At 62.7% G+C, this 21534-nt stretch carries 26 protein-coding genes; 19 read left to right on the top strand and 7 right to left on the bottom strand.

Annotated features, from left to right (window positions below):
- Window positions 1-2: 2 nt before the first annotated feature.
- Entirely contained in the window at window positions 3-1151 is a 1149-nt protein-coding gene (locus ML540_RS06110) for a tRNA nucleotidyltransferase/poly(A) polymerase-related protein (protein ID WP_243359344.1), read from the top strand.
- Between the two features lie 17 nt (window positions 1152-1168).
- Here ML540_RS06110 and ML540_RS06105 read toward each other — a convergent pair whose 3' ends face one another.
- From ML540_RS06105 to ML540_RS06095, 3 genes are all read right to left on the bottom strand, one after another.
- On the bottom strand, window positions 1169-1771 hold the full coding sequence (locus ML540_RS06105; RefSeq protein WP_243359343.1) for a hypothetical protein: 603 nt from the start codon (window positions 1769-1771) through the stop codon (window positions 1169-1171).
- The gene (locus tag ML540_RS06100) at window positions 1768-2553 is read right to left on the bottom strand and encodes a hypothetical protein (RefSeq protein WP_243359339.1); all 786 of its coding nucleotides are present in this window, start codon (window positions 2551-2553) and stop codon (window positions 1768-1770) included. Before ML540_RS06100 ends, ML540_RS06105 begins: the two co-directional genes overlap by 4 nt.
- A 297-nt stretch (window positions 2554-2850) precedes the next feature.
- Window positions 2851-4446: an MBL fold metallo-hydrolase gene (locus ML540_RS06095; protein WP_243359338.1), complete on the bottom strand. Its 1596-nt coding sequence runs from the start codon at window positions 4444-4446 to the stop codon at window positions 2851-2853.
- A gap of 160 nt (window positions 4447-4606) precedes the next feature.
- Between ML540_RS06095 and ML540_RS06090 the strand changes: the two genes are divergently transcribed.
- From ML540_RS06090 to ML540_RS06020, 15 genes are all read left to right on the top strand, one after another.
- Window positions 4607-5086, top strand: coding sequence for an acyl-CoA thioesterase (locus tag ML540_RS06090; RefSeq protein ID WP_243359334.1), 480 nt, complete (start codon window positions 4607-4609; stop codon window positions 5084-5086).
- A 69-nt stretch (window positions 5087-5155) separates the two neighbouring features.
- On the top strand, window positions 5156-5917 hold the full coding sequence (locus tag ML540_RS06085) for a tRNA lysidine(34) synthetase (RefSeq protein ID WP_243359333.1): 762 nt from the start codon (window positions 5156-5158) through the stop codon (window positions 5915-5917).
- Between the two features lie 45 nt (window positions 5918-5962).
- Window positions 5963-6847 carry a M23 family metallopeptidase gene (locus tag ML540_RS06080; RefSeq protein ID WP_243359331.1) on the top strand — a complete coding sequence of 295 codons (885 nt, stop codon included), beginning with the start codon at window positions 5963-5965 and terminating at the stop codon, window positions 6845-6847.
- 72 nt (window positions 6848-6919) lie between these two features.
- Window positions 6920-7699 (top strand): flagellar biosynthetic protein FliR, encoded by a 780-nt coding sequence (fliR, locus tag ML540_RS06075; RefSeq protein ID WP_243359329.1) that lies wholly within the window; start codon window positions 6920-6922, stop codon window positions 7697-7699.
- Between the two features lie 10 nt (window positions 7700-7709).
- A complete protein-coding gene (gene flhB, locus ML540_RS06070) occupies window positions 7710-8783 on the top strand; it encodes a flagellar type III secretion system protein FlhB (RefSeq protein WP_243359328.1) in 1074 nt (357 codons plus the stop codon).
- Between the two features lie 22 nt (window positions 8784-8805).
- Complete coding sequence (gene flhA / locus ML540_RS06065) at window positions 8806-10902, top strand: flagellar biosynthesis protein FlhA (protein WP_243359326.1); 2097 nt, start codon at window positions 8806-8808, stop codon at window positions 10900-10902.
- The gene (locus tag ML540_RS06060) at window positions 10892-11986 is read left to right on the top strand and encodes a flagellar biosynthesis protein FlhF (protein ID WP_243359324.1); all 1095 of its coding nucleotides are present in this window, start codon (window positions 10892-10894) and stop codon (window positions 11984-11986) included. Before flhA ends, ML540_RS06060 begins: the two co-directional genes overlap by 11 nt.
- A 14-nt stretch (window positions 11987-12000) precedes the next feature.
- Window positions 12001-12828, top strand: a complete 828-nt coding sequence (locus ML540_RS06055) for a MinD/ParA family protein (RefSeq protein ID WP_243359321.1) — start codon at window positions 12001-12003, stop codon at window positions 12826-12828.
- Window positions 12770-13564, top strand: a complete 795-nt coding sequence (locus ML540_RS06050) for a FliA/WhiG family RNA polymerase sigma factor (RefSeq protein ID WP_243359312.1) — start codon at window positions 12770-12772, stop codon at window positions 13562-13564. The genes ML540_RS06055 and ML540_RS06050 overlap by 59 nt, the downstream gene beginning before the upstream one ends.
- Before the next feature lie 50 nt (window positions 13565-13614).
- Entirely contained in the window at window positions 13615-13998 is a 384-nt protein-coding gene (locus tag ML540_RS06045; RefSeq protein WP_243359304.1) for a chemotaxis response regulator CheY, read from the top strand.
- A 34-nt stretch (window positions 13999-14032) separates the two neighbouring features.
- Complete coding sequence (locus tag ML540_RS06040) at window positions 14033-14776, top strand: flagellar basal body-associated FliL family protein (protein WP_243359302.1); 744 nt, start codon at window positions 14033-14035, stop codon at window positions 14774-14776.
- A complete protein-coding gene (locus ML540_RS06035; RefSeq protein WP_243359301.1) occupies window positions 14776-15105 on the top strand; it encodes a hypothetical protein in 330 nt (109 codons plus the stop codon). The genes ML540_RS06040 and ML540_RS06035 overlap by 1 nt, the downstream gene beginning before the upstream one ends.
- A 3-nt stretch (window positions 15106-15108) precedes the next feature.
- Window positions 15109-15528, top strand: a complete 420-nt coding sequence (locus ML540_RS06030) for a hypothetical protein (protein WP_243359300.1) — start codon at window positions 15109-15111, stop codon at window positions 15526-15528.
- Between the two features lie 313 nt (window positions 15529-15841).
- Window positions 15842-16141, top strand: coding sequence for a hypothetical protein (locus ML540_RS06025; protein ID WP_243359299.1), 300 nt, complete (start codon window positions 15842-15844; stop codon window positions 16139-16141).
- Window positions 16142-16214: 73 nt separating this feature from the next.
- Window positions 16215-16976, top strand: a complete 762-nt coding sequence (locus ML540_RS06020) for a hypothetical protein (protein WP_243359298.1) — start codon at window positions 16215-16217, stop codon at window positions 16974-16976.
- Between the two features lie 89 nt (window positions 16977-17065).
- Here ML540_RS06020 and ML540_RS06015 read toward each other — a convergent pair whose 3' ends face one another.
- Window positions 17066-17281 carry a hypothetical protein gene (locus ML540_RS06015; RefSeq protein ID WP_243359297.1) on the bottom strand — a complete coding sequence of 72 codons (216 nt, stop codon included), beginning with the start codon at window positions 17279-17281 and terminating at the stop codon, window positions 17066-17068.
- Between the two features lie 434 nt (window positions 17282-17715).
- On the opposite strand from ML540_RS06015, the gene ML540_RS06010 reads away from it, so the two are divergent.
- From ML540_RS06010 to ML540_RS06000, 3 genes are all read left to right on the top strand, one after another.
- Window positions 17716-18006: a hypothetical protein gene (locus tag ML540_RS06010; protein WP_243359296.1), complete on the top strand. Its 291-nt coding sequence runs from the start codon at window positions 17716-17718 to the stop codon at window positions 18004-18006.
- A 45-nt stretch (window positions 18007-18051) separates the two neighbouring features.
- Entirely contained in the window at window positions 18052-18510 is a 459-nt protein-coding gene (locus ML540_RS06005; RefSeq protein ID WP_243359294.1) for a universal stress protein, read from the top strand.
- A gap of 146 nt (window positions 18511-18656) precedes the next feature.
- The gene (locus ML540_RS06000; protein ID WP_243359293.1) at window positions 18657-19520 is read left to right on the top strand and encodes a DUF1259 domain-containing protein; all 864 of its coding nucleotides are present in this window, start codon (window positions 18657-18659) and stop codon (window positions 19518-19520) included.
- Window positions 19521-19745: 225 nt separating this feature from the next.
- On the opposite strand, the gene ML540_RS05995 is transcribed toward ML540_RS06000, so the two are convergent.
- The 3 genes from ML540_RS05995 to ML540_RS05985 form a co-directional block, all read right to left on the bottom strand.
- Window positions 19746-20276 (bottom strand): single-stranded DNA-binding protein, encoded by a 531-nt coding sequence (locus ML540_RS05995; RefSeq protein ID WP_243359291.1) that lies wholly within the window; start codon window positions 20274-20276, stop codon window positions 19746-19748.
- 118 nt (window positions 20277-20394) lie between these two features.
- Window positions 20395-20742 (bottom strand): formin-like protein 18, encoded by a 348-nt coding sequence (locus ML540_RS05990; protein WP_243359289.1) that lies wholly within the window; start codon window positions 20740-20742, stop codon window positions 20395-20397.
- A 132-nt stretch (window positions 20743-20874) separates the two neighbouring features.
- Window positions 20875-21525: a biotin attachment protein gene (locus tag ML540_RS05985; RefSeq protein ID WP_243359287.1), complete on the bottom strand. Its 651-nt coding sequence runs from the start codon at window positions 21523-21525 to the stop codon at window positions 20875-20877.
- Window positions 21526-21534: the final 9 nt, after the last annotated feature.

Here is a 21534-nt window from a genome sequence, read left to right as displayed (position 1 = left end):
CCATGGAAATATACCTGGTTGGCGGCGCGGTGCGCGACCTCCTGCTCGGAAGGACCGTCACCGACCGCGATTACCTCGTCGACCACGCCGACCACGCTTCGTTTCTTGGGCGGTATCCCACGGCCCGCCTTGTCGGCAAGTCATTTCCGGTGGTTATCCTGGACGGGAGCGAATATGCTTGGCCGCGCGGCGGCTCGCTCGAACGCGACCTGGAACTGCGCGACCTGACCGTGAACGCCATGGCCCTGGACGAGAAGGGGCTCCTGCGCGCCCACCCCCAGGCCCTGCACGACCTCCAAGCGAAAATCCTGCGCCCCTGTTCGCCCACCTCGCTCACCGACGACCCGGTGCGGGTCTTCCGGGCGGCGCGCTTCGCGGCCCAGTTCCCGGACTTTTCTCCTAGCCCAGAGCTTCTGGACCAGATGCGCAGCGCAGCCCAACAGGGGCTTCTGGCCGGCCACGCGGCCGAACGCGTGGGGCGTGAGGTGTCCAAGGCCCTTTGCGCGCCGGTGCCGTCTCGCTTTTTCACTCTTTTGGCGAAGGCGGACTGCCTCCTGCCCTGGTTCGAGGAGCTGGCGGCCTGCGTGGGGGTGCCTGCCGGGCCTCCCGCCTACCACGACAAGGACGTGTTCGACCACGCCTGCGAGGTGATGGACCGGCTGGCAGGAGACGCCCTGCTCGCCTGGATGGCCCTGGCCCACGACCTGGGCAAGGCGACTACTCCCCGCGAGGAGTGGCCCGCCCACCACGGGCACGACAGGACCGGCGTCGCGCCTGCCCGGGAGTTGGCCCTTCGCCTTCGCCAACCGCGGGTCTTCATGGAGGCGGGCATGGCCGCCTCGGCCGAGCACATGCTCGCTGGCCGCTACGCCGAACTGCGCCCTGGCACCAAGGTGGACCTGCTCGTGCGCCTGGAGGCCAAGAAGCTCACCGCGCGCATGTTCCGGCTGGCCGCAGCCGACAAGCGCCAGGCGGACGAGGACACCCTGCGCCAGGCCCGGCGCGACCTACGCGTGATCCTCAAGGTCAGGCTGCCGGACGACAAGAAGGACCTGGGCGAGGCGTCAGGGGAGATGCTCAGGCAGCTCCGGTGCGACGCGCTGGCCGCCATTCAAGGCGTAAGCAAACCTTGTCCAATCATACACACATAACAAATGCACAATCCAAACTATTCAGCATTGTTATTATAATTCGTTTTTTCTCGCTTTTCCCTATGAATTCTATCAGACAAATAATACAGCCCAAGAAATGTAGTAACAAACAAATTTGAAATCATAAATGAAAATATAAACATAAATACTAACTTAACATATGCAAAAACATTCTCATCCAGAATGAAAATTTTTAAATTATTAACGCCTACATCAACGACAGAACTCAACCCACAAATGATAATTGACAACGCCGAAAGATACCCAAACATCAAGCACAAAAACCGCCTTCTCGACAATTGCTCAGGCTTGTTTCTATAATGCGTCACAAGCCTCGGCGGCGTACCCGTCATCGGCTCATCCATGTTACTCTTGTTGAACGTAGAAATTGCAGCCAATGCTGCGATATAAAATCCTGGCAAGATTTGAAGGAGACCATTAATCTTTACAATCAACCCGTCCGCACCTACCAATTTTGGCTTTGCAGGTAATATTACATATAATGCCACCATAACGATTGCCAACACTAGCGGAGCGACAAAATCATATTTATATTTGGATTCGTGAGTCACACGCAAATAATCAACAACTCTAAACAATCTTGAAAACACGGTCTTCATGACTCACCTTCCCTACTAACTTCCTTCATCAACATTTTTTTCATCTTTTTATTCAATTCACCATGAATTTCATGCGTACACTGCTTAATCACCTCAGCTGTTGAAACAAAATCATATTTTCCGTAAGCAATGCTTTGTGCATCATTTTTACTCACACCAAAACTAATGGTCCTCTCTTTCCCCCACTTATTTTTAAGACGTACACGAATCTCTGAATACCCTTCCTTCTTCCCTTTTTTCCTAATTCTATCCATCAATGAAAACGCTGCATCACTTTTAAATGCCTTCTTAACCGACAAAGCCACGGTCGAGGACAGAGGTTCAATTTCATCATCTTGATCAAAGTCTTTGATCGCTTTCTTATATTTTACCAGTTGAAATTCCTTTAAAGCACCGTTGTCTAAATCGTCTTTTAATTCTTGTGACGCAAGAGCTTCAAAATAAACTTTCGGCCTGCATTTTTGATCTACACCATTTTCATTCTTAAAAGTATAATTGCTTCCTTTCCGAAGCAAATAATTAATGAACGGCCCAATTAACCCTCGACCAACACCAGGAATACACTCTAAAACTGCGAGATTCCCTCCAGACTTACTATCACTCATCGAGATGACCAAGTGCACAGAAACAGCTACACCCTCACCAGCAAGCTTAGGCTCTTCTCTCAAGTCGCCTGTCTCCAGATTTTCAAAGACAGGATTGCTAACATTTTTATCAGAATAATTTATTAGGAGCGTTACTGCACCACCATCTTCATCAACAATAAAATCCCTAATGCGCATAGCTGCAGTCCGCTTTTTAAGATACTTAAACGTTTCACCATCCTTAAATTACTTCAATAAAACCTCAAGCGTCTCGGAAAAGGTAAAAGCATCAAAATCTCCATCTTCAGGTAACGACGTGATCGTCATATCAAAATACAATAACTTCCTTGTCTTTTGATCCAGCATTACTATCCCTCCACCTCTCAAAATATTCGAGTGATGCACCGATTATTGCAAAATTAAAACGAAATAACAAATGAAAAATCGACACCACGGAACTCTTACCACCATATATTCCACCCCTCGTATCGGGCGTCACCACCCGGCCTGATCCACCGCGTAGAAGTCGCCGTGGCCGGGGAACACCCTGGCGCGGCCGCCTTTTTTCTTCATCCCGGCCTCGGTGTGCAGCATGAGCTCGCGCAGCATGCCCATTTCCTGGCTGAAAAGCGCCGAATCGGCGTTGGTGCTGGTGAGCAGCGACTTGTGCACGGACAGGGCCTCGCGCTCGCGGGGCGACAGGCTGGCCGCGTCCAGCAGGTAGTCGCCCGAGAAGAGAATCCCGAGCCCGGGGTTGAAGTAGAACACCTGCCCGGCGGCGTGGCCGCCCAGGCTCTCCAGGGCCAGAAGCTCCAGGTCGCCTACCGCCGTCTTGCCGATCACGGGGAATCCGCCGAACTCGCCCGTGGCGGGCTCGAAGGCGTCGATATGATCCGGCGCGGTCAGCCCCGAAAGCCTGCCCACGAGCCGGGTGAAGGGCCGGTTGATGCCCGCCAGCGGCCCCCGGCCCAGGGTGCGGTCCTCCTCGGCGAAGACCCGCGCTCCGTCCGGGTGCATGAGCACCCTGGCCCCGTACAGGGCCTGCAGGCGTCCGGCCCAGCCCGCGTGGTCCGCGTCAGGATGGGTGGCCAGCACCGTGCGGATGCGCGAGGGGTCGAACCCGTGCGCTCCCAGCCAGGCGGCCACGTCGTCGAAGTAGACCCCGAAGTTGGTGTCCAGCATGCTGAACCGGTCGTCGTGGCAGAGGAGGTAGCTGTTGGCCCCCTCGGGGCAGGCCAGCATGTACATGACCACGCCCGGGGTCAGGCGCACCGGGCCGGTCAGGCGCAAGGTGAAGCGCTCGCCCGTGGTGCCCACGGCCATGGCCGCCAGCCGCAGGATGTTGGTGAATACCTCGGAGGCGGCCAGAGTTTCGCCCGTGGCCCCCGAGGCGTGGCGGAACTCGTCCAGGGCCTGGCGCACGGCCTGGGAGGTGCTGAAGAGTTCCTCCAGGGTGTTCATGCGCTCGGGCGGCAGCACGTGCCTGAGCTTGAACAGGAACGCCTCCACGCCGGAGAGGCCCAGGGCCTCGTCCACGTCGGCGTCCTCCCCGCCGCGCCAGAGCACGTGGTAGTGGTAGCCCGCCCGGGTGAGGTCGCCAAGGAGGTCCGATACCTGGCGCGCCCCGCTGGTGGACACCGACACTTCGGCCATCTCCGGATCGGAGGCGATGTCGTAGCGCATGTGGATGACGTTGGCCCCGAACGCCTTGAAGCGCCCCGCCAGGGTGGCCAGCGCCCCAGGGCGGTTCTCCAGGGCCACCTTGAAGCTCAGGACCCCGGCCACGTCGGTTATGATCTGCGGCTCCGCCCCCTGCTGCGGCGGGGGGGCCAGAAGCCCGCGGGCGTCCATGGCGTCGAGCACCGTGCCCGCACGGGCGGCGCTCAGGCAGGTGAAGGACACTTCCACCCGGTTGGGATGGCGGCCCCGGTCGTAGAGCAGGCGCTCGATGTTGCCCCCGCTCTCGGCCGTGAGCTCGGCCATGTCGGCCAGGGTTCCGGGCCGGTCGGGCAGGTCCACGGCAAGCGACGCCCGCCATGCTCCGTCCTCGCGGAAAAGGACGCACTCGGGACAGCTCTCGGCCTGGTCCATCCTCCATTCCTCCTCGAAAGATTTGATGCCGGCCGGGATTGCATGCGCCCCCGGGCCTGGATTAGGGTCGATATTCCGCCGAGGCTCCCGACGTGGGAGAGCGCCCGGCGGCAAACCGCGCGTCTGCCGGAAATCCGGCGACGCGTCCGGAGCCCTCCGTATGGACGAGCCGATCAGACTTGGCAAGGGCGCTTCCGCAAGCCGCACCGAACTCTCCATGGCCATGCTGCCCCAGGACGCCAACCCCTACGGGTCCATCCACGGCGGGGTGATCCTCAAGCACATCGACGCGGCGGCGGCCATGGCCGCCATGCGCCATTGCCGCTGCAACGCCGTCACCGTGGCCATCGACCAGGTGAGCTTCCTGGCCCCCTCGCGCGTGGGGGAGCTGGTGACGTTCAGGGCCCAGGTGAACTTCGTCGGGCGAACCTCCATGGAGATCGGGGTGCGGGTGGAGTCGGAGAACCTGTTCTCCGGCCAAGTGCGCCACACGGCCTCGGCCTACCTCACCTTCGTGGCCCTGGACACCAGCGGCAGCCCCACCCCCGCCCCGCCGCTGCTGCTGGAGACCGAGGACGACTACCGCCGCCACGCCGAGGCCGTCACCCGGCGCAAGCTGCGGGCCGGGGCCTGTTCGTAGGCGCTTGCCATCGCGCCCCCGGCCGGGTACACGGCGCTGCCCGCCATATCCGTCCTCCGAGGTTCCCCCATGTCCTTCAAACGCGTCCGTGAAGAAAAATCCAGCTACGCCCAGAAATTCTGCGTGGGCCAGGCAGGCAAGATCATGCGCCAGCTGGAGATGCTCTCTCCCGGGGCCAAGGTGGGCGTGGCCGTTTCCGGCGGAGTGGACAGCTTCGTGATGCTGAACGTCCTGCGCCTGCGGCAACGCATCGTGCCCTTCAAGTTCGACGTGCTGGCCCTGCACGTCAATCCGGGCTTCGATCCCGCCTCCCACGCCCCGCTGGTGGAGTGGTGCGCCGAGAAGGGCGTGGCCCTGCACTCCGAGGTGACGGACCATGGACCCAAAGCCCACTCCCCCGAGAACCGCAAGGCGTCGGCCTGCTTCTACTGCGCCATGCTCCGGCGCACGCGCCTCTTCCAGCTGTGCGAACAGTACGGGCTGACCCACCTGGCCATCGGCCACAACGCCGACGACCTGGTGACCACCTTCTTCATGAACCTCTTCCAGACGGGCAGGGTGCAGGGGCTCTCGGCCTCGGAGCCCTTCTTCGGGGGCAAGCTCCGGATGATCCGCCCGCTCATCACGGTGGAGAAGGACCACATCAAGCGCGCGGCCCGGCAGTGGGGGCTGCCCATCTGGTCCAACCCCTGTCCGTCGGCCGGCAATACCCGCCGCTCGGACTTCGAGGGCTGGCTCAAGGAGATGTTCGCCAAGGACAGGCGCTTCAAGGCCAACGCCTTCGGGGCGCTCACCCGCTGGCAGCTTGACACCGGGCTGGCCCGGCCCTAGCCTCGCGCCGCCCCTGGTCCTGCGGACGCTCCGGGCGGATAACCCATGCCAGACTCATCCAGATTCGAAATCTTCAAGGACCTGGGCAACATCTACAAGCCCGTGCGTCCCAAGATGCGGCTCGTCCGGGCCGTGCTGGTCCTCATGTGCCTGGTGCTGGCCGGCAACGTCTGGTGGCTCATGGCCACCCTGGCGCGCCCAAGTCTCGAGGAGGAACTCGAGGACAGCCTCAAGTCGGCCTCCATGCGCACCCAGGCCCTGGAGCGCATAGCCGCCAAGACCCACGAGGCCGAGGAGGGCGTGGACCGCCTGCGCCAAGGGGACGCACAGCTCAGGGAGATGATCCGCCTGGACAAGGAAGCCAGGAACGCGGCCCAGGGCGTGGGCGACGGAGCGGACCAGAAGCCCGCCCAGCAGGCCCTGCTCACGCGGATGGAGATCCGGGCGGCCTACGTCCGGGCGCTGAATCGGCCGGTGCGCATGGTCATGGCCGATGCGCAGTCGCTGACGAACATGCTGGCCCAGGGCCCGTCGCCCATGGGGGCGGCTCCGGACGCCTGGCCGGTGCGGGGCGTTGTCTCGTCGGAGTTCGGCGTGCGCCTCTCGCCGTTCGCGGGCCAGGAGGAATTCCACAAAGGCGTGGACATCATGGCTCCGGCCGGGTCTCCGGTGCGCGCCCCCGCCCCCGGGGTGATCCTCTTCGCCGGGGTGGACGCCGAGGGCAGCCAGGCCGCCATGCTGGACCACGGCGGCGGCTACGTGACCACGTTCTCCCACATGCAGCGCCTGGACGCCAAGACCGGCGACAGGCTGGACCGGGGGGACCCCATCGGCGCGGTGGGCCAGGAGGGGCGCTCCACCGGGCCGCACCTGCACTATGAAGTGCGCCTGCACGGCGTGCCCGTCGATCCCCGCAAGTACCTGCCCTAAGCGGCTGTCTCCGCCATTCGACTCCGTTCGCGCTCCGCCTCGCCTGGCCCGGGATTTGCTAACACGCCCGGCATGGAGCTCTTCAACATCCAGGCCTCGCACTTCTTCAGCTTCTTCCTGACCTTCATGCGGGTGAGCATCGTGGTGTTTCTGCTGCCCTTCTTCGGGGCGGGCAACATCCCCAACCCGGTCAAGGGCGCGTTCTGCCTGGTGCTCTCCCTGGCCATCTGGCCCAAGCTCTCCTTCCCCGGGGACATGCTGCCCATGAACGTCTTGGGCCTCATCGTGATGTTTCTCGGGGAGATGGTGCTGGGACTGGTGCTGGACATCATCATCCGCTTCCTCTTCTCGGCGGTCATGTTCGGCGGGCACATGGTGGGATTCTCCATGGGGTTCGCCATGATGAACGTCCTGGACCCCATGACCGGCACGTCCGAATCCGTCACCGCCCAGCTCATGTACCAGTGCACCATCCTGATGTTCCTCTCCATGAACGGCCACCTGTTCCTGCTCTCGGGACTGGCCGAGAGCTTCCGGCTGGTGCCCCCGGGCGGGCTCTTCATCACTCCGGCCCTGGCCGATTCGGTGCTCAAGTTCTCGGGGGAGATGTTCATCCTGGCGCTTAAGATCAGCGCCCCCGTGGTGGCCTCGCTCTTCATGGTGGACCTGGCCCTGGCCCTGGTCTCCCGCGCGGCCCCGCAGATGAACGTCATCCAGATCGGCTTCCCCTTCAAGGTCGGCGTCGGGTTCCTGTTCATGACCCTCACCCTCACCGCCCTGTCCCACTTCGTGGGCGACTACATCACGGACCTTGGCCCCATGTTCACCGCGGTGATGAACAGGCCCCACTGAGGAGACGGACATGGCCGAGAGGGAACCGGGAAGAACAGAAAAAGCCACCGGCAAACGGCGCAGCGACGCGCGCAAGAAGGGGTCGGTCCCCAAGAGCGGTGAACTGACCAAGCTGGCGGTCCTGCTGGCGGGCATGCTGGCCGTGCGCTACTCCATCGACACCTACGACCGGGAGCTGCGCGAAATCTTCCGCTGGTTCTTAAGCTCCGGGATGACCGTCAGCATCACCACCACCACCGTCAACAATCTGCTCACGGACATAACCTGGCGCATGGCCAAGATGCTCCTGCCAACGCTGGTCATCCTGGCGGGGACGTCCTGGCTGGTGCTGCGCCTGCAGGTGGGCAAGCTCTGGGTGCTGCCCTGGCACAACTTCAGCTGGGGCAGGATGTTCAACATCATGGGGGGCATCAAGAAGCTCCTGATCGACCCCAAGACATTCGTCCGCCTGGGCAAGCAGATAGCCCAGGCCGCCGCCATCGGCGTGGCCCCCTACCTGGTGCTCAAGCACGAGTTCGGCAACTTCATGCCCCTCTTCTATACCAACGCCCAGGGGCTGGCCTCGTATATCCTCGCCAACTGCATGACCATGCTCTGGTACACCATGGTCCCCATGGTCCTCATCGCCGCCGCGGACCTCTGGTACACCCGCTGGGACTACGAAGAGAACCTCAAGATGACCAAGAACGAGGTCAAGGACGAACGGCGCAACGTCGAAGGCGACCCGGAGATCAAGCAGAAGCAGAAGCAGAAGATGTTCGCGGTCATGGGCAAGCGCATGCTCAAAAACGTGCCCAAGGCAGACGTGGTCATCACCAACCCCACCCACATCGCCGTGGCCCTGCAGTACAACCCCCTGCTGGCCCCGGCCCCCATCGTGCTGGCCATGGGCGCGGACAACATGGCCCAGAAGATCAAGGAAGTGGCCCGGGAGCACAACATCCCCATCCGGGAGAACAAGCCCCTGGCACGGGCATTGTATAAGGATGCTGACGTGGGGGAGATGATCCCCGAAGCCCTGTTCCAGGCGGTGGCCACGGTGCTGGCGCAGCTGGACAAGTTCAAGAACCGCGGGCCGCGTTAGAAGCGGGAAAGGTGTCAAAGATATGGCTAAACAGCTGGCGGTGAATTTCGACTACGCCAAGTTCTCCAAGCAGGGCGACATCATGCTGGCGGGGGGCGTGGTGCTCATCCTGTTCGTCATGCTGGTGCCCGTGCCCACCATCATCATCGACCTCATGCTCACCCTGTCCATCTCGGTGAGCATGGTGGTGCTGGTGACCTCCATGTTCATGAGCTCCCCCCTGGAGTTCTCCATCTACCCCTCGCTGCTGCTGGTCACCACCATGATGCGCCTGGCCCTGAACGTGGCCTCCACCCGCCTGGTGCTCCTGCACGGCGACGAGGGCACCGGAGCCGCCGGACAGGTCATCAAGGCCTTCGGCGAGTTCGTGGTGGGCGGCAACTACGTCATCGGCATCGTGGTCTTCCTGATCCTTTTCTCGCTCAACAAGACGGTCATCGTGGCGGGCACCACGCGCATCGCGGAAGTGGCAGCCCGCTTCACCCTGGATGCCATGCCCGGCAAGCAGATGGCCATCGAGGCGGACCTGAACGCCGGGCTGCTCACCGAGGAGGAGGCCACCCGCCGCCGCGAGCTGATCCGCAAGGAAGCCGACTTCTACGGCGCCATGGACGGCGCGAGCAAGTTCGTTTCCGGTGACGTACAGGCCACCATTCTCATCTCCGCCATCAACATCGTGGGCGGCTTCCTGGTGGGCGTGCTGCAAAAGGGCATGGACTGGAAGCAGGCGGCCGCCACCTACACCATCCTGACCATCGGCGACGGTCTGGTGTCCATCATCCCCTCCATCATCATCTCGGTGTCCGCGGGCCTCATCGTGTCGCGCGCCGCGGCCGAGGCCAAGATGGGCGAGGAGTTCATCGCCCAGCTCACCGGACACCCCAAGGCCCTCACCCTGGTCAGCGGCATCATCTTCCTCTTCGGCTTGGTGCCGGGAATGCCCTTCGTGCCCTTCACCATCCTCTCGGTGCTCATGTTCGTGCTCTCTCGCGTGACCCAGAAGCAGAAGGACATCGTCTCCGAGGGCTCGCAGGCCGAGAAGGCCGCGCCCCAGGAGCTGGAGACCCCCGAGGAGGTCCAGCAGCTGCTGCCGCTGGACTCCCTGGAGCTGGAAGTGGGCTACGGCCTGATCCCCCTGGTGGACGAGGACCAGAACGGCAACCTGCTGGCGCGCATCCGCTCCATCAGGCGCCAGTTCGCCCTGGACATGGGCGTGATCATCCCCTCCCTGCACCTGCGCGACAACCTGCAGCTCAAGCCCGGACAGTACGCCGTGCTCATCAAGGGCAACGAGGTGGCCTCGGCCGAAATTCTGATCGACCACTTCCTGGCCATGGACCCGGGCGACGCCAAGCACCGCATCCAGGGCGTGGAAACGCGCGAACCGGCCTTCAACCTGCCCGCGCTGTGGATTCCCGAAGTCTCCAAGGAAGAGGCCATGCTGGCGGGCTACACCGTGGTGGACCCGGCCACGGTGATCTCCACGCACCTGACCGAGGTCTTCAAGCGCAACCTCCATGAGTTCCTGGGCCGCCAGGAAGTGCAGGCCCTGCTGGACAACCTCCACAAGCGCGCCCCCAAGGCCGTGGAGGAGCTGGTGCCCGGCATCCTGAGCCTGGGCGCGGTGCAGAAGGTGCTGCAGAACCTGGTGCGCGAGGGCGTGTCCGCGCGCGACATGCTGACCATCGTCGAAACATTGGCGGACTACGGCATCTCAACCAAGGACCCGGACCAGCTCACCGAGTACGTGCGCTCGCGCATGGGCCGCTCCATCGTGAAGCCGTTCCTCACCGGCGACGCCACCCTGCCCATCTTCACCCTGGCCCCCACCGTGGAGGGCATGGTGCAGGAATCCATACGCCACACCGACCACGGCTCCTTCCTGGCCATGGACCCGGGCTCGGCCCAGAACCTGATCGCCAGCATCAACCAGCACCTGGAACGGGCCGTGGTCAGCGAAGGCCAACCGGTGTTGCTGGTTTCGCCGGTCACCAGGCCCCACTTGGCCCAGCTTTTGAATAGGTTCCTCCCGACGTTGCCGGTCATCTCCCAGGCGGAGATTCCGGCGGAGATCAGGCTGCAATCCCTCGCAACAATAGGACTGAGCCATGCGGGTTAAGACATTCAGAGGTTCCAGCGCCGCCCAGGTGATGGCCCAGATCAAGAAGGAACTCGGCCCCGAGGCCGTGATCCTCTCCAACCAGACCAAGCGCGAAGACGGCAAGTCCATCTGCGAGATCATGGCCGCCGTGGAGCCTGACCAGGACCCGGCCGAGACCGGCGCCGACCAGGACATCCCCGGCGCCCCCGGGCGCAAGGCCCCGCAGGACGGCTGGGAGCGCGAATGGTGCGAGATGAAGGGCCACCTCTCGGCCCTGCTCAAGCCGCACATGGACCTGGCAAGCCTCCAGCCGCGCCAGAAGATGGCCATGGAATACCTGGAGCGCGAAGGCGTCGAGGAGCCCATCCTCATGGGGCTCTTCCGCAAGCTCAAGTCGGCGGCGGGAGCCTCCCTGCTGGCGGAACTGGGCCACGTGGCCCGGGTGAAGCCCTACGTCCAGTTCCACGAAAAATTCCAGATGGTGGCCGGCCCCACCGGCTCGGGCAAGACCACCGCCCTTGTGCGCATGGCCATCACCGCCAAGCGCGCCGCCCCGGACAAGCGCGTCGGCATCCTCAATTGCGACGGCCGGGGAGCGGGCGGCAAGGCCATTCTCAAGCGCTACGCGGAACTTTCAGGAATCACTTACGCCGAGGCTCCCGAACCCGAGGACTTCATCAAGGTTCTTCTGGCCTGCCGGAACTTTGACGTGATCTTCGTGGACCTGCCCGCCCTCACCCAGGGGCAGACCCTGGCCCAGTGGCTGGCCGAACGCAGCCTGGCCCTTCGCGACGACGTCGCCGTGCATCTGGCCCTGCCCCCCTTCATGGCTCCGGCCCACTACCGGTCCCTGTGGGAACGCTACCGCTCGCCCCTGGTCAAAAGCATCATCTGGACGAAACTCGATGAAGCCTGTAGTTTCGGAAGCCTTATAAACGTGGCCCAGATGACCGGACTCCCCGCCTCGGCCCTGTCCTTCGGCCCTGGGGTGGTTGGGTCCATGTCGGCGGCCGAGTCCCAGGCGCTGTGGAGGCTGGTGTTCTCCCATCAGATGCCCGGAAACTCCCAGGCGCCCAACCAAAACGTGGAACAGGCCGCGTAAACGGACCAAAAACCATGCAAGGCAATCTTCCCCTGGTGTTTTCCGTCACCTCCGGCAAGGGCGGAGTGGGCAAGACCAATATTTCCGTGAACCTGGCCGTGAGCCTGACGAAGATGGGCAAGCGCGTGGTGCTGCTCGACGCGGACCTCGGCCTGGCCAACGTTGACGTGCTCCTGGGCATGGCTCCGGAGCTCAACCTGTTCCACCTGTTCCATAAGGGCGTGAACCTGAAAAAGGTGCTCTTCAAGACGCCCTACGGGTTCCACATCCTGCCCGCGTCCTCGGGCGTGTCCGAGATGCTCTCGCTCTCCACCGGCCAGAAGCTCGACCTCCTGGAGGCCATGGACTACCTCGAGGACAGGATAGACTACCTTATCGTGGATACGGGCGCCGGAATCGGCGACAACGTACTCTACTTCAACCTTGCCGCACGCGAACGCCTGCTGGTGTTGACGACCGAACCCACTTCGCTTACCGACGCATACGCGCTGGTCAAAGTCATGCACTTGAACCATGCGGTGAACCGGTTTCGGGTCGTGGTGAACATGGCCCCGAGCGAGAAGGCGGCCAAGCAGGTATTCGGAAAACTCTACGCCGCCTGCGACCACTTCCTGGACGGGATTTCGCTGGATTTTGTGGACTTTATCCCGCAAGATGCTACCGTTCGGCAGGCGGTGATCAAGCAGATCCCGTTTTGCCACATGGCTCCGGAAGCCCCGGCAAGCTTGAAAGTGGCGGACATCGCCCGAAAAATTACAAGTTGGGATTCAGGCTCGCAACTCGATGGAAACATCAAGTTCTTCTGGAAAAAGCTCCTCTTCCAAGAGCAGTCCGTGGCTTAGCTTCGAAGCCGGAGCAAGGCCCTGGCAGGATTTCTCCCAGCCGGACCGCCAGGAGATCGTCAGGCACTATTCTCCCAAGATCAAGCTCCTGGCCCTGCGTCTCAAGGCCAAGCTCCCCCCCAGCGTGGAGATGGGCGAACTCATCAGCGCCGGAGCTCTGGGCCTCATGGAAGCCCTGGGACGCTTCAAGCCGGAGCTGGGCATCAAGTTCGAAACCTTCGCCGAGTCACGCATCAAGGGAGCCATGCTCGACGAGCTGCGCAAGCTCGACTGGTTCAGCCGGGGCCAGCGCCACCGGGTACGCGTTGTGGACGACGCCATCCGCAAGCTGGAATCCGCTTCGGACGAAACGCCTACGGTGGAAAAGCTCTCCGAGGCCACGGGGCTCACCTCGAAGGAAGTCTCCCAGGCCATGGAGGCCATGCAGAGCCAGCTCTGCCTGAGCCTGGATGCAATCACCGAAAATCTGACATCCTTCAAACGCCAGCAGATCGACAACGAACCGTACAAATCCGCCGCACTCAAAGAAATCGTTGACAAACTGGCGCTGCTTATTGATGAACTGACCCCAAGGGAACAGCTCGTGCTCTCCCTGTATTACGTCGAAGAATTGAACATGCGTGAGACCAGCGAGGTCATGGGAATCACCGAAGGCCGCGTCTCACAGCTGCATTCCCAGGCTCTGGCCAAGTTGCGCAGTAAATTCCACGCGCAGTACGGCATCGTGGACGCCTAAAGCCAAGCGTACAACCCGGCCCCCAGCGGGCATGGCAAAAGGAGATAGGTATGGCTTACAACAAAGACATGCGTGTGCTGGTGGTGGACGACTTCTCCACCATGCGGCGCATCATCAAGAACATCCTTCGCCAGCTCGGCTTTACCAACATCATCGAGGCCGACGACGGCACCACCGCGTGGGAGACCCTCAACAAGGACCGCATCGAGTTCATCATCTCCGACTGGAACATGCCCAAGATGCCCGGCATCGAACTTCTGCGCAAAGTCCGCTCCAGTGAGGAATTCGCCAACCTGCCCTTCCTCATGGTCACCGCCGAAGCCCAGCAGGAGAACATCATCGAAGCCGTCCAGGCCAAGGTATCCAACTACATCGTCAAGCCCTTCACCGCTGAAACGCTTGGCCAGAAGATCGACAAGATCTTCGACAAATAGACGCGGGCGGGGCTAGCCCCCGCCCCAACCCGCCATGCTTTCGTCCTCCTCCGATTCCGGCTCCGCAGGAGGCCCGCGCTCGGACGCCTTGTCCGCCGACGAGCAGGACCAGAACAAAGCCAAGCTCGACGACACGGAACTCAACGTCGGCTCCCCCCGCGCCGCCCAGAAGGTCGAGCTCGACCTTGACGACGCGCCATTCCTCGAGGAAGAGGAGGCCCCCCCGCCACCGGCCGAGGAAATCCCCGCCGCGCCCCCCGCCCACGACCTGGGCGAGCCCGTCAAGCTCCCCATCTGGAAGAACAAGAAGGTCCTGTTCGGAGGCGTGGGCGGACTGCTCCTGCTTATCGGCCTGGCCGCCTGGTGGTTCTTCATCCGGGAAGTGAAGGTCCACGAGGAACCCCCTCCGCCGCCGCCACCGGCTCCCGCGCCCGTGGAGCCGCCCAAGCCGGCCGAACCGCCGCCGCCCCAGGACGTCTTCGTCCCCATGGAGCCCTTCCTGGTGGAGAAGACCGACACCAAGGGGGCCTTCAAAATTCTGTCGCTCAAGATCAAGCTCGTCTACAAGGAAGACCCGCGCCTGGCCCGGGAAATCCAGACCAAGAGTTTTGCGTTGCGCGACGGCCTGTATTATAATCTCAAGAATAAATCTTTCACGAATCTGACCGATAAGGATTCCGTGGAAAAGCTCCGCGAGGAGCTGCGTGGAGTGGTGAACAACTACCTGAACACCGGCCAGATTGATCAGGTGCTCTTCGAGGAACTTCTGGTGAAATGATGTCCGACATCAACATCGCCACCGTAGTCGCCCAGCTGCCCAACCTCCAGGGAGTGGCCGGGGCGCAACTCGCCCATCCCGAAGCGCAACAGGTCTTCGCCGCCCAGATGGCCCAGCAGGCCCTCAAGGACCAGGGCCACCAGGTCCAGAAGGTCGAGAAAGAAGAAGGCAGCGAGGCCGTCAAGGACGAAAAGGAAAAACGCAGGGGGGCCGAACAGGAACCGCACCCGCGCAAACGCCAGGCCCAACAGGCCGCCCCCGAAGAGCCGGAATCCCCAGCCCAACCGGGCTCACCCTGGCTCGGCCATCTCATCAACAAGCAGGTGTGACCGGTGTCCCTCCAAGAATGGCTTCTTCTGCTCCTCACCGGCAGCGAGCTGGTGCTGCTGATCCTCGTGGTCGGCTTCTTCGCCCGGCTGCGCCGCTCCGAAGACATGCTCCAGGCCCTCCAGAACAACCAGGCAGAGCTCATGGGCAAGCTCCAGAAAAGCGCCCAGCTCGAGCAGGAGCTGCTGGAATCCTTTGAAGACCGCCAACGGGAGCTCATCCGCCTGGAGGACAAGCTGGCCACCCGCGAACGCGAACTCTCCAAGCTGCTCAAGCAGGCCGAGGAAATCAGCCGCTCACCGGATTTTTTGCGCCAGGTGGTGCTCGCCGGGATGAAAAAGGGCCAGTCCGCCCGGGAGCTGGCCAAGGCCACCGGACTCTCGCAGGACGAGGTGGAGCTGATCATCTCGCAGGCGCGGGGATAAGAGTAAGATGCCTCCGGCGGCCAGAGAGAACTTTTTGAAAAAAGTTCTCTCTGGACTCTCTCAAAAACTTTTAGCGGGCTTCGCAATGGGAGCGCCGGGCCGGTCGGTCTGGACCGGCTAGGTTCCGGGCGGCGGGTGACGGATCGTCTTCAAATCGGTCCTAGCCCGCCGCCCGGGACACGGACGGGCCAGGCTGACCGGCACGGCGCGCCAGTGGGCACGAAGCTACTGAGGGTCCAAGGGGATCATCCCCCTGGCGGGTCAAGGGCAGAGCTCTTGCGGGGTCTGGGGCAGAGCCCCAGGCAGGTTCATCATGCGCGTACGCGGTCACGGTTCATCTTTCTCCGGCTTCGGCGGCCAACAACGCGACTCGCAGCGCTCCGAGCGCTTCCGCAAGGCGCACCGCCCGGGCCAGAAGGTCCGGGGCGTCATCCTGGAGTGGCAGTCGGACGATCTGGCCTGGGTGGAGATCGACGGCCACCGCCTGCTGGCGCAGGTGGCCAGGAATTTGGCCCTGGGCCTTGAGCGATCCTTCCTGGTCGTCAGACTCGATCCCGATATCGTCCTCAAGGAAATCACGGCGAAAGAGTCCGGCCTGAACGTGATGGTGTGACCAGGACGCGCGGGCGAGCGTCTAACAAGGGAACGCCCGCCCCATAAGCGGCGCCCCAAGGAGCCACGAAGCGATGATCCTGATCGGCACCCCCAGCTACAACGGCACCGTGACCCTCAATTACATGCGCTCGGTGCTCCAGATGTTCGATGTCTGCAACGCGGCAGGCGTTGGCACGGGATTCCAGCCACTGGCCTACGAGAGCCTCATCACCCGCGCCCGCAATTACATAGCCAACGAGTTTTTACGCCAGCGAGAGTTCACCCACCTGCTCTTCATCGACGCCGACCTCGGATTTCCCGCCGACGCGGCCCTGCGTTACTTCCGGTCGGGCAAGGACGTGGTCTGCGGCATCTACCCGGTCAAGCACCTGGACGTGGACAAGCTGCGTCGGATGCCGGGAGAACTGGCGTCCGTGGACGCTGTGGCCGCCTCGCTCAACTATACGGTGAAGCTGAAGGCCGGATGCGTGGTGGACAAGGACGGCCTGGTGCCCGTGGAGTACGGCTCCACGGGGTTCATGATGATCAGGCGCGAAGTGCTGGAAAAGATGGCCCAGGCGTATCCAGAACTGCGCTACCGGAACTCATACGTCAACACCGGCGACGAGGAAGACGACAACTGGGCTTTCTTCGATACCGCCATCGATCCCGGGAACCGCGACTACCTCCCTGAGGACTACGCCTTCTGCAAGCGCTGGACGGCGCTCGGCGGCGAGATACACGCCGATGTGGCCAGCCGCTTCATCCACTCCGGAAACTGCGACTACGCGGGCGACTATCCGGCTTTCCTCAAGAACTTTCAGGCCGGATGCGAAGGGAACGGCCAGGGCTGAGCCCCGCTCTCATCCGCGATCACGCGCGCAAACGGAAAGGCCGGTCCTCGAGGACCGGCCTTTTTGTTGCTTCGCCTCCCGGCGCGCCGCTACCAGTAGCGCCGGTAGTAATAATGCGGATAATAGTAATAGCCGTAAGGGTACGGCTGCGGCGCAGGCGCGTAGTACGCGGGAGGAGGCGCAGGCGCGTAGTACACCGCGGGGGGCGGTGGCAGGAACTCGTAGTGCGTCTGCCCTTCCTTGTCCTTGTACACCGCGCAGGAGCACAGCATGAGCAGACAGAAACAGAGCGCGAAACGTTCCATGGTCATTCTCCTTGCGGACCGGCCGGACGGAAAAATACCGCGTCCCCTGCACGGGCCGCCCGGACTGTTAGTCGTTCGAGTCTTTGTTCCGGGTTACATCCGCCGGAATATAGGGCCCAATCCGCCTGTGTCCAGGCGAGCCTGCCCCTCGCCCCGCTAGGGAATTCGCCTGCCCGAAGGCATGATTCGCGTCCCCCAGGCCCGGGAAACGGCCTCTTGCCCCGGAACGCCCCCGTCCGCTTGCCCGCATTTTTTCACCCACCGCGTTGACAAGCTGCCCAGCTATGTTAATATCAACTTTATCTCCTGTAATTTTATCTATTTAGAAGAACAATATTTGACCGGCTGGAGCGGTTGGACCGCAGGTTGTTCGGGTAGTGCCAGCCATCACCCCGCCCCGGCCTGCCACCGGGGGAGCAACCCAGGAGGATGTCATGCCCGACACCCCTTCCAAGCTTCGAGAGAACGATTTCGTGTGCACCACCCCGCTCATACACAGCCTGATCACCATCAAGTGCACTTGCGGGAAGAAATTCGAAGTATCCCTGGACGACGTCCACTTGCAGAAGACTATCACCTCCCGCCCGTGCTGCGCCGAACCCGCTCCGCTGCAGGAACTGAAAAACACGATCGAACTGTTCTCACGGTATGTGGATGCCAGGGCCAAGCTGGGCGGCCTCGGCTGGGATGTCGAACTCACGGCCCTTCCCTGGTGCGAAAAATGACGCAGGGGCCATGCGGCACGGCAACGCGCCAAACAGGAGGATACCATGGGAATCGACACCATCTTATGGCCCACCGACCTTTCCGAGGGTTCGTTCAAGTCGGTGCGGCACGTAGTATCTCTGGCGGAAAAGTATAACGCAAAAGTGGTGGCCCTGTACGTGGCGGTGGACCTGTGCGCCTATTTCCCGGCCTACGGCAACTATCCGAGCCCGGAACTCATCCAGCAATTCCAAAGCTGGGAGATGGAGGAGGCGCGGCGCAAGCTCGAAACCATCTGCCAGGGCATGTTGCACGGGTGCCCCAACTTGAAGGTGAAGCTGGTACGGGGCAATGCCGCCGAGGAGATCCTCAAAACGGCCCGGGAGGAGAAAGCCGGGCTCGTGGTTATGACCAGCCGGGGTCAAGGCCTGGACAAGGGCCCGGCCGAGGCCACGGGCCTCGGGTCGGTGGCCCGGCAGGTGCTGGAGAAGTCCACGCTGCCGGTGCAGATCGTGTACCCCTGACCCGGTGCCGGTCCTTGCAGCGATAATTCCCGGAACAGGCGCGCGCCTGCTCCGGGGGGCCGCCCCGCCTCGCGGGTGGGGGCAGGAGACGCACGCCCCCGCCTCGTCGGGCGTAAGACGGGAATCCTCTCAAGGGAGGAGACATGATGAAAAGTATCATTCTTTCAGTACTGGTGCTTTTGAACTGCGCCCCGGCCGCACTGGGGCAATCCGGCCCGTGGGACGAAGTGGAGGCCGCGCTCGGCAGGAAAGGAGTGGAACAGGGTGGAGTCTACAAGGTCGCATTTCCGAGAATGGACCTCACGGTCACCAGGGGGAAGGTGCGCGTCCTGCCCGGGGTGGCCCTCACCTCCTGGATGGCTTTCACCGGGAACAAGGACCGGTGCATGGTGATGGGCGACATGGCCCTTCTGGATGCTGAGGTCCAACCGGTAATGGCCGCCCTTTTCTCCTCGGGCATCGAGATCAGCGCCCTGCACAACCACCTCACGGGCACCACCCCCAACATCCTCTACCTGCACTTCAACGGCACGGGCGATCCCGCCAAGCTGGCCCAGGGTCTGCGCTCGGCTCTGGCCGCCACTGCCACGCCTTTGGGCGACGCCGGCTTCGCTCCGGTCGAACCGGCTCCGGACTGGAACAAGGTGGAGAAAGTCCTGGGGACGGCCGGACAGAAGAAGGGCGTCCTCGTCCAGTTCAGCTTCCCCCGCAAAGAGCCCGTCCTGGAGGGAGGCATGGAAATCCCCACGGCCATGGGCATGGCCACGGCCATCAACATGGCCATGGTGGGCGGCAAGGCCGAGGCATCCGGTGATTTCGTGCTCCTGGCCGAGGAAGTAAACCCCGTGGCCAAGGCCCTGCTCAAACACGGCATCGAGGTCACCGCCGTGCACGGCCACATGCTCAGGGAGTCGCCCCGGCTTTTCTTCATGCACTTCTGGGGTGTCGGGGAACCGGAAAAGCTGGCCCGGGGATTGAAGGCCGCGCTGGATGCCGCACAGTCCAACTGATCGGTGAACGCAGTCGGGCTGCTCCCGCGCGGAACCACCCGCATCCCCGGGCGTGAACCGACGTCCCGCGCCATCCGCAACAAAAGTGGGAGACAAGCCGGCAGCCAACCGGATCACGTCGCGCACGTTCGTCGAAACCGGCAATCCCGTGGACAAGATACTCAAGAAAAAACCCGGCATGTCGCGCATGCCGGGTTTTTCAAGTCGAAGATGGCCTGATGCGCCCTAAAAAGGCACGTCGTCCATGCCCGAGGCTTCCGAGGGAAACGCGGGCCCCAGGTCGTCGTCGCGGCCCTGTTGCTGCTGGCGATTGTTGTTCTGCTGGTACTGCTGCTGCCGGGGCGGGGCCTGACGGCGCTGTTCGCCTCCGCCGTAGCCGCCCTCCATGGGCGCGGCCTCCACGCCGCCTCCCTTGGAATCCATGAACTGCACGGTGTGGCCGGGCCCCGAGACCACCACTTCCGTCATGTAGCGCTTCTGGCCCTGCTGGTCCTCCCAACTGCGGGTGCGAAGCCCTCCCTCGATGTACACCAAGCGGCCCTTGCCCAGGTAGTTGGCGCACACCTCGGCCTGTTTGCCGTACACCTTGATGCGGTGCCATTCTGTGCGCTCTTCCTTCTGCCCCTCGCGGTTCTTGAAGGATTCGTCCGTGGCCAGGGTGAATTCGGCGGCGGGTTGGCCAGAGGGCAAATAGGTCAGCTTGGGGTCCTGCCCGAGCCTGCCGACGAGAATAACCTTGTTCACGCTACCGGCCATGCGAAGCCTCCTGTATGTTCGGCCGCGCGGCTTCGTGAGCGTTTCGCGCGGCCCGGGTGTCGGGTGATGCGCGCCCATGGCGGGCGCGGGGGATCGAAAATCAATACGCTGGCGGATACTAGCGGTATCCCGCCTGGCCTTCAAGGTCGTCCAGGGCGTCCTCGATCTTTTCGGTGAGGAGCTGGGCCTTTTCCGCCTGCCAGGAAGCCAGGGCCTCCCGCAGGCTCTCCACCTGCCGCGTGAGCGCCTCGACCCCGGGGCGGATGCGCCCGGCCACGGCCTGGGGCACATCCCCGGCGGTGAGCCGCGCGTGGAGGGTGTCCACAAGCTCCAGCACCCCGCGCTGGGCAGGGGCGTAGCCGTGGCCCGGAGGATACGCCAGGTGCGAGAGGATGGGCCAGGCATCCTCTACCTTGCCGGGATCGATGGTTGCGGCGCTGACGCGCACCTGCAGGAGCTTGCCCATGATGATCCTCCTGGGGGAGAGCCCGGGACGGAATAAGCCCAGTCCCGGAGTATCCTGCAATCCTACGCGAAGCGGAGAGACTGTCCAGAGGGCTTCGCCCTCTGGCCGCCGGAGGCTTTCCCTCCCGCGGCGCTAGTCCCGCTCTTCCCAGTCGGACTGCACCCGGTTCACCACGTCGCGGATCACGTCCATCTGGCTTTCGGGGCAGACGCTGATGAGGGGCTGCCCCGCGTCCACGTTCTGGTCGTGGGAGAAGTACGTGGCGTAGATGATGCCTTCCGGCCCGGAGTAGCTGAGGCCCTTTTCGCGCTTCATGCGCGAGACGATGAACAGGTCCATGCCGTCCTTGACCTTGATGGACTGGCAGCCCGACACCTTGACCTTCTTGTCGGTCTCGGCGGCGAAGTAATACTTGGCGCGCTCCGGGGCGTTGAACAGGAAAAGCACCTTCTTGAGGATGAGTTGGGTGACTTCGTCCTTGGTGAAGAAGTGGCGCAGCACCATGAGCGGCGTGCCGGCCTCCACGAACTTCCCGTTCAGGTGGGCGTGCACGGTCTGCACCTCGCCCTTGCGGGTGCAGTGGATGTTGCGGGCGTTGCGCTCGCGCACCAGGGTGGCCAGGAGCGTTCCCGGCTTTTCCTTCCAGGTGCCGCTGGCGGCCAGCACCTTGGCGCCCTGTCCGGAGACCTTGAATTCCACAACCCCGGTGTGGGGGGCGAGCACCTCGACCTCCTCGTAGGGGGAGGCTTTGATCTCTTCGAGTATGGCTTTCACGTCCTGCACGGCTGACCC

Origin of the sequence: Fundidesulfovibrio terrae, assembly GCF_022808915.1 — a bacterium.
Classification (GTDB): domain Bacteria; phylum Desulfobacterota; class Desulfovibrionia; order Desulfovibrionales; family Desulfovibrionaceae; genus Fundidesulfovibrio; species Fundidesulfovibrio terrae.
Note: the sequence above shows the minus strand (reverse complement) of the source record. Positions and strands in the feature narration are given on the sequence as shown.

Coding starts and splice junctions, on each gene's coding strand:
- ML540_RS06110 (WP_243359344.1), top strand. CDS start 3: ATGGAAATATACCTGGTTGGCGGCGCGGTGCGCGACCTCCTGCTCGGA.
- ML540_RS06105 (WP_243359343.1), bottom strand. CDS start 1,771: ATGAAGACCGTGTTTTCAAGATTGTTTAGAGTTGTTGATTATTTGCGT.
- ML540_RS06100 (WP_243359339.1), bottom strand. CDS start 2,553: ATGCGCATTAGGGATTTTATTGTTGATGAAGATGGTGGTGCAGTAACG.
- ML540_RS06095 (WP_243359338.1), bottom strand. CDS start 4,446: ATGGACCAGGCCGAGAGCTGTCCCGAGTGCGTCCTTTTCCGCGAGGAC.
- ML540_RS06090 (WP_243359334.1), top strand. CDS start 4,607: ATGGACGAGCCGATCAGACTTGGCAAGGGCGCTTCCGCAAGCCGCACC.
- ML540_RS06085 (WP_243359333.1), top strand. CDS start 5,156: ATGTCCTTCAAACGCGTCCGTGAAGAAAAATCCAGCTACGCCCAGAAA.
- ML540_RS06080 (WP_243359331.1), top strand. CDS start 5,963: ATGCCAGACTCATCCAGATTCGAAATCTTCAAGGACCTGGGCAACATC.
- fliR (WP_243359329.1), top strand. CDS start 6,920: ATGGAGCTCTTCAACATCCAGGCCTCGCACTTCTTCAGCTTCTTCCTG.
- flhB (WP_243359328.1), top strand. CDS start 7,710: ATGGCCGAGAGGGAACCGGGAAGAACAGAAAAAGCCACCGGCAAACGG.
- flhA (WP_243359326.1), top strand. CDS start 8,806: ATGGCTAAACAGCTGGCGGTGAATTTCGACTACGCCAAGTTCTCCAAG.
- ML540_RS06060 (WP_243359324.1), top strand. CDS start 10,892: ATGCGGGTTAAGACATTCAGAGGTTCCAGCGCCGCCCAGGTGATGGCC.
- ML540_RS06055 (WP_243359321.1), top strand. CDS start 12,001: ATGCAAGGCAATCTTCCCCTGGTGTTTTCCGTCACCTCCGGCAAGGGC.
- ML540_RS06050 (WP_243359312.1), top strand. CDS start 12,770: ATGGAAACATCAAGTTCTTCTGGAAAAAGCTCCTCTTCCAAGAGCAGT.
- ML540_RS06045 (WP_243359304.1), top strand. CDS start 13,615: ATGGCTTACAACAAAGACATGCGTGTGCTGGTGGTGGACGACTTCTCC.
- ML540_RS06040 (WP_243359302.1), top strand. CDS start 14,033: ATGCTTTCGTCCTCCTCCGATTCCGGCTCCGCAGGAGGCCCGCGCTCG.
- ML540_RS06035 (WP_243359301.1), top strand. CDS start 14,776: ATGTCCGACATCAACATCGCCACCGTAGTCGCCCAGCTGCCCAACCTC.
- ML540_RS06025 (WP_243359299.1), top strand. CDS start 15,842: ATGCGCGTACGCGGTCACGGTTCATCTTTCTCCGGCTTCGGCGGCCAA.
- ML540_RS06020 (WP_243359298.1), top strand. CDS start 16,215: ATGATCCTGATCGGCACCCCCAGCTACAACGGCACCGTGACCCTCAAT.
- ML540_RS06015 (WP_243359297.1), bottom strand. CDS start 17,281: ATGGAACGTTTCGCGCTCTGTTTCTGTCTGCTCATGCTGTGCTCCTGC.
- ML540_RS06010 (WP_243359296.1), top strand. CDS start 17,716: ATGCCCGACACCCCTTCCAAGCTTCGAGAGAACGATTTCGTGTGCACC.
- ML540_RS06005 (WP_243359294.1), top strand. CDS start 18,052: ATGGGAATCGACACCATCTTATGGCCCACCGACCTTTCCGAGGGTTCG.
- ML540_RS06000 (WP_243359293.1), top strand. CDS start 18,657: ATGAAAAGTATCATTCTTTCAGTACTGGTGCTTTTGAACTGCGCCCCG.
- ML540_RS05995 (WP_243359291.1), bottom strand. CDS start 20,276: ATGGCCGGTAGCGTGAACAAGGTTATTCTCGTCGGCAGGCTCGGGCAG.
- ML540_RS05990 (WP_243359289.1), bottom strand. CDS start 20,742: ATGGGCAAGCTCCTGCAGGTGCGCGTCAGCGCCGCAACCATCGATCCC.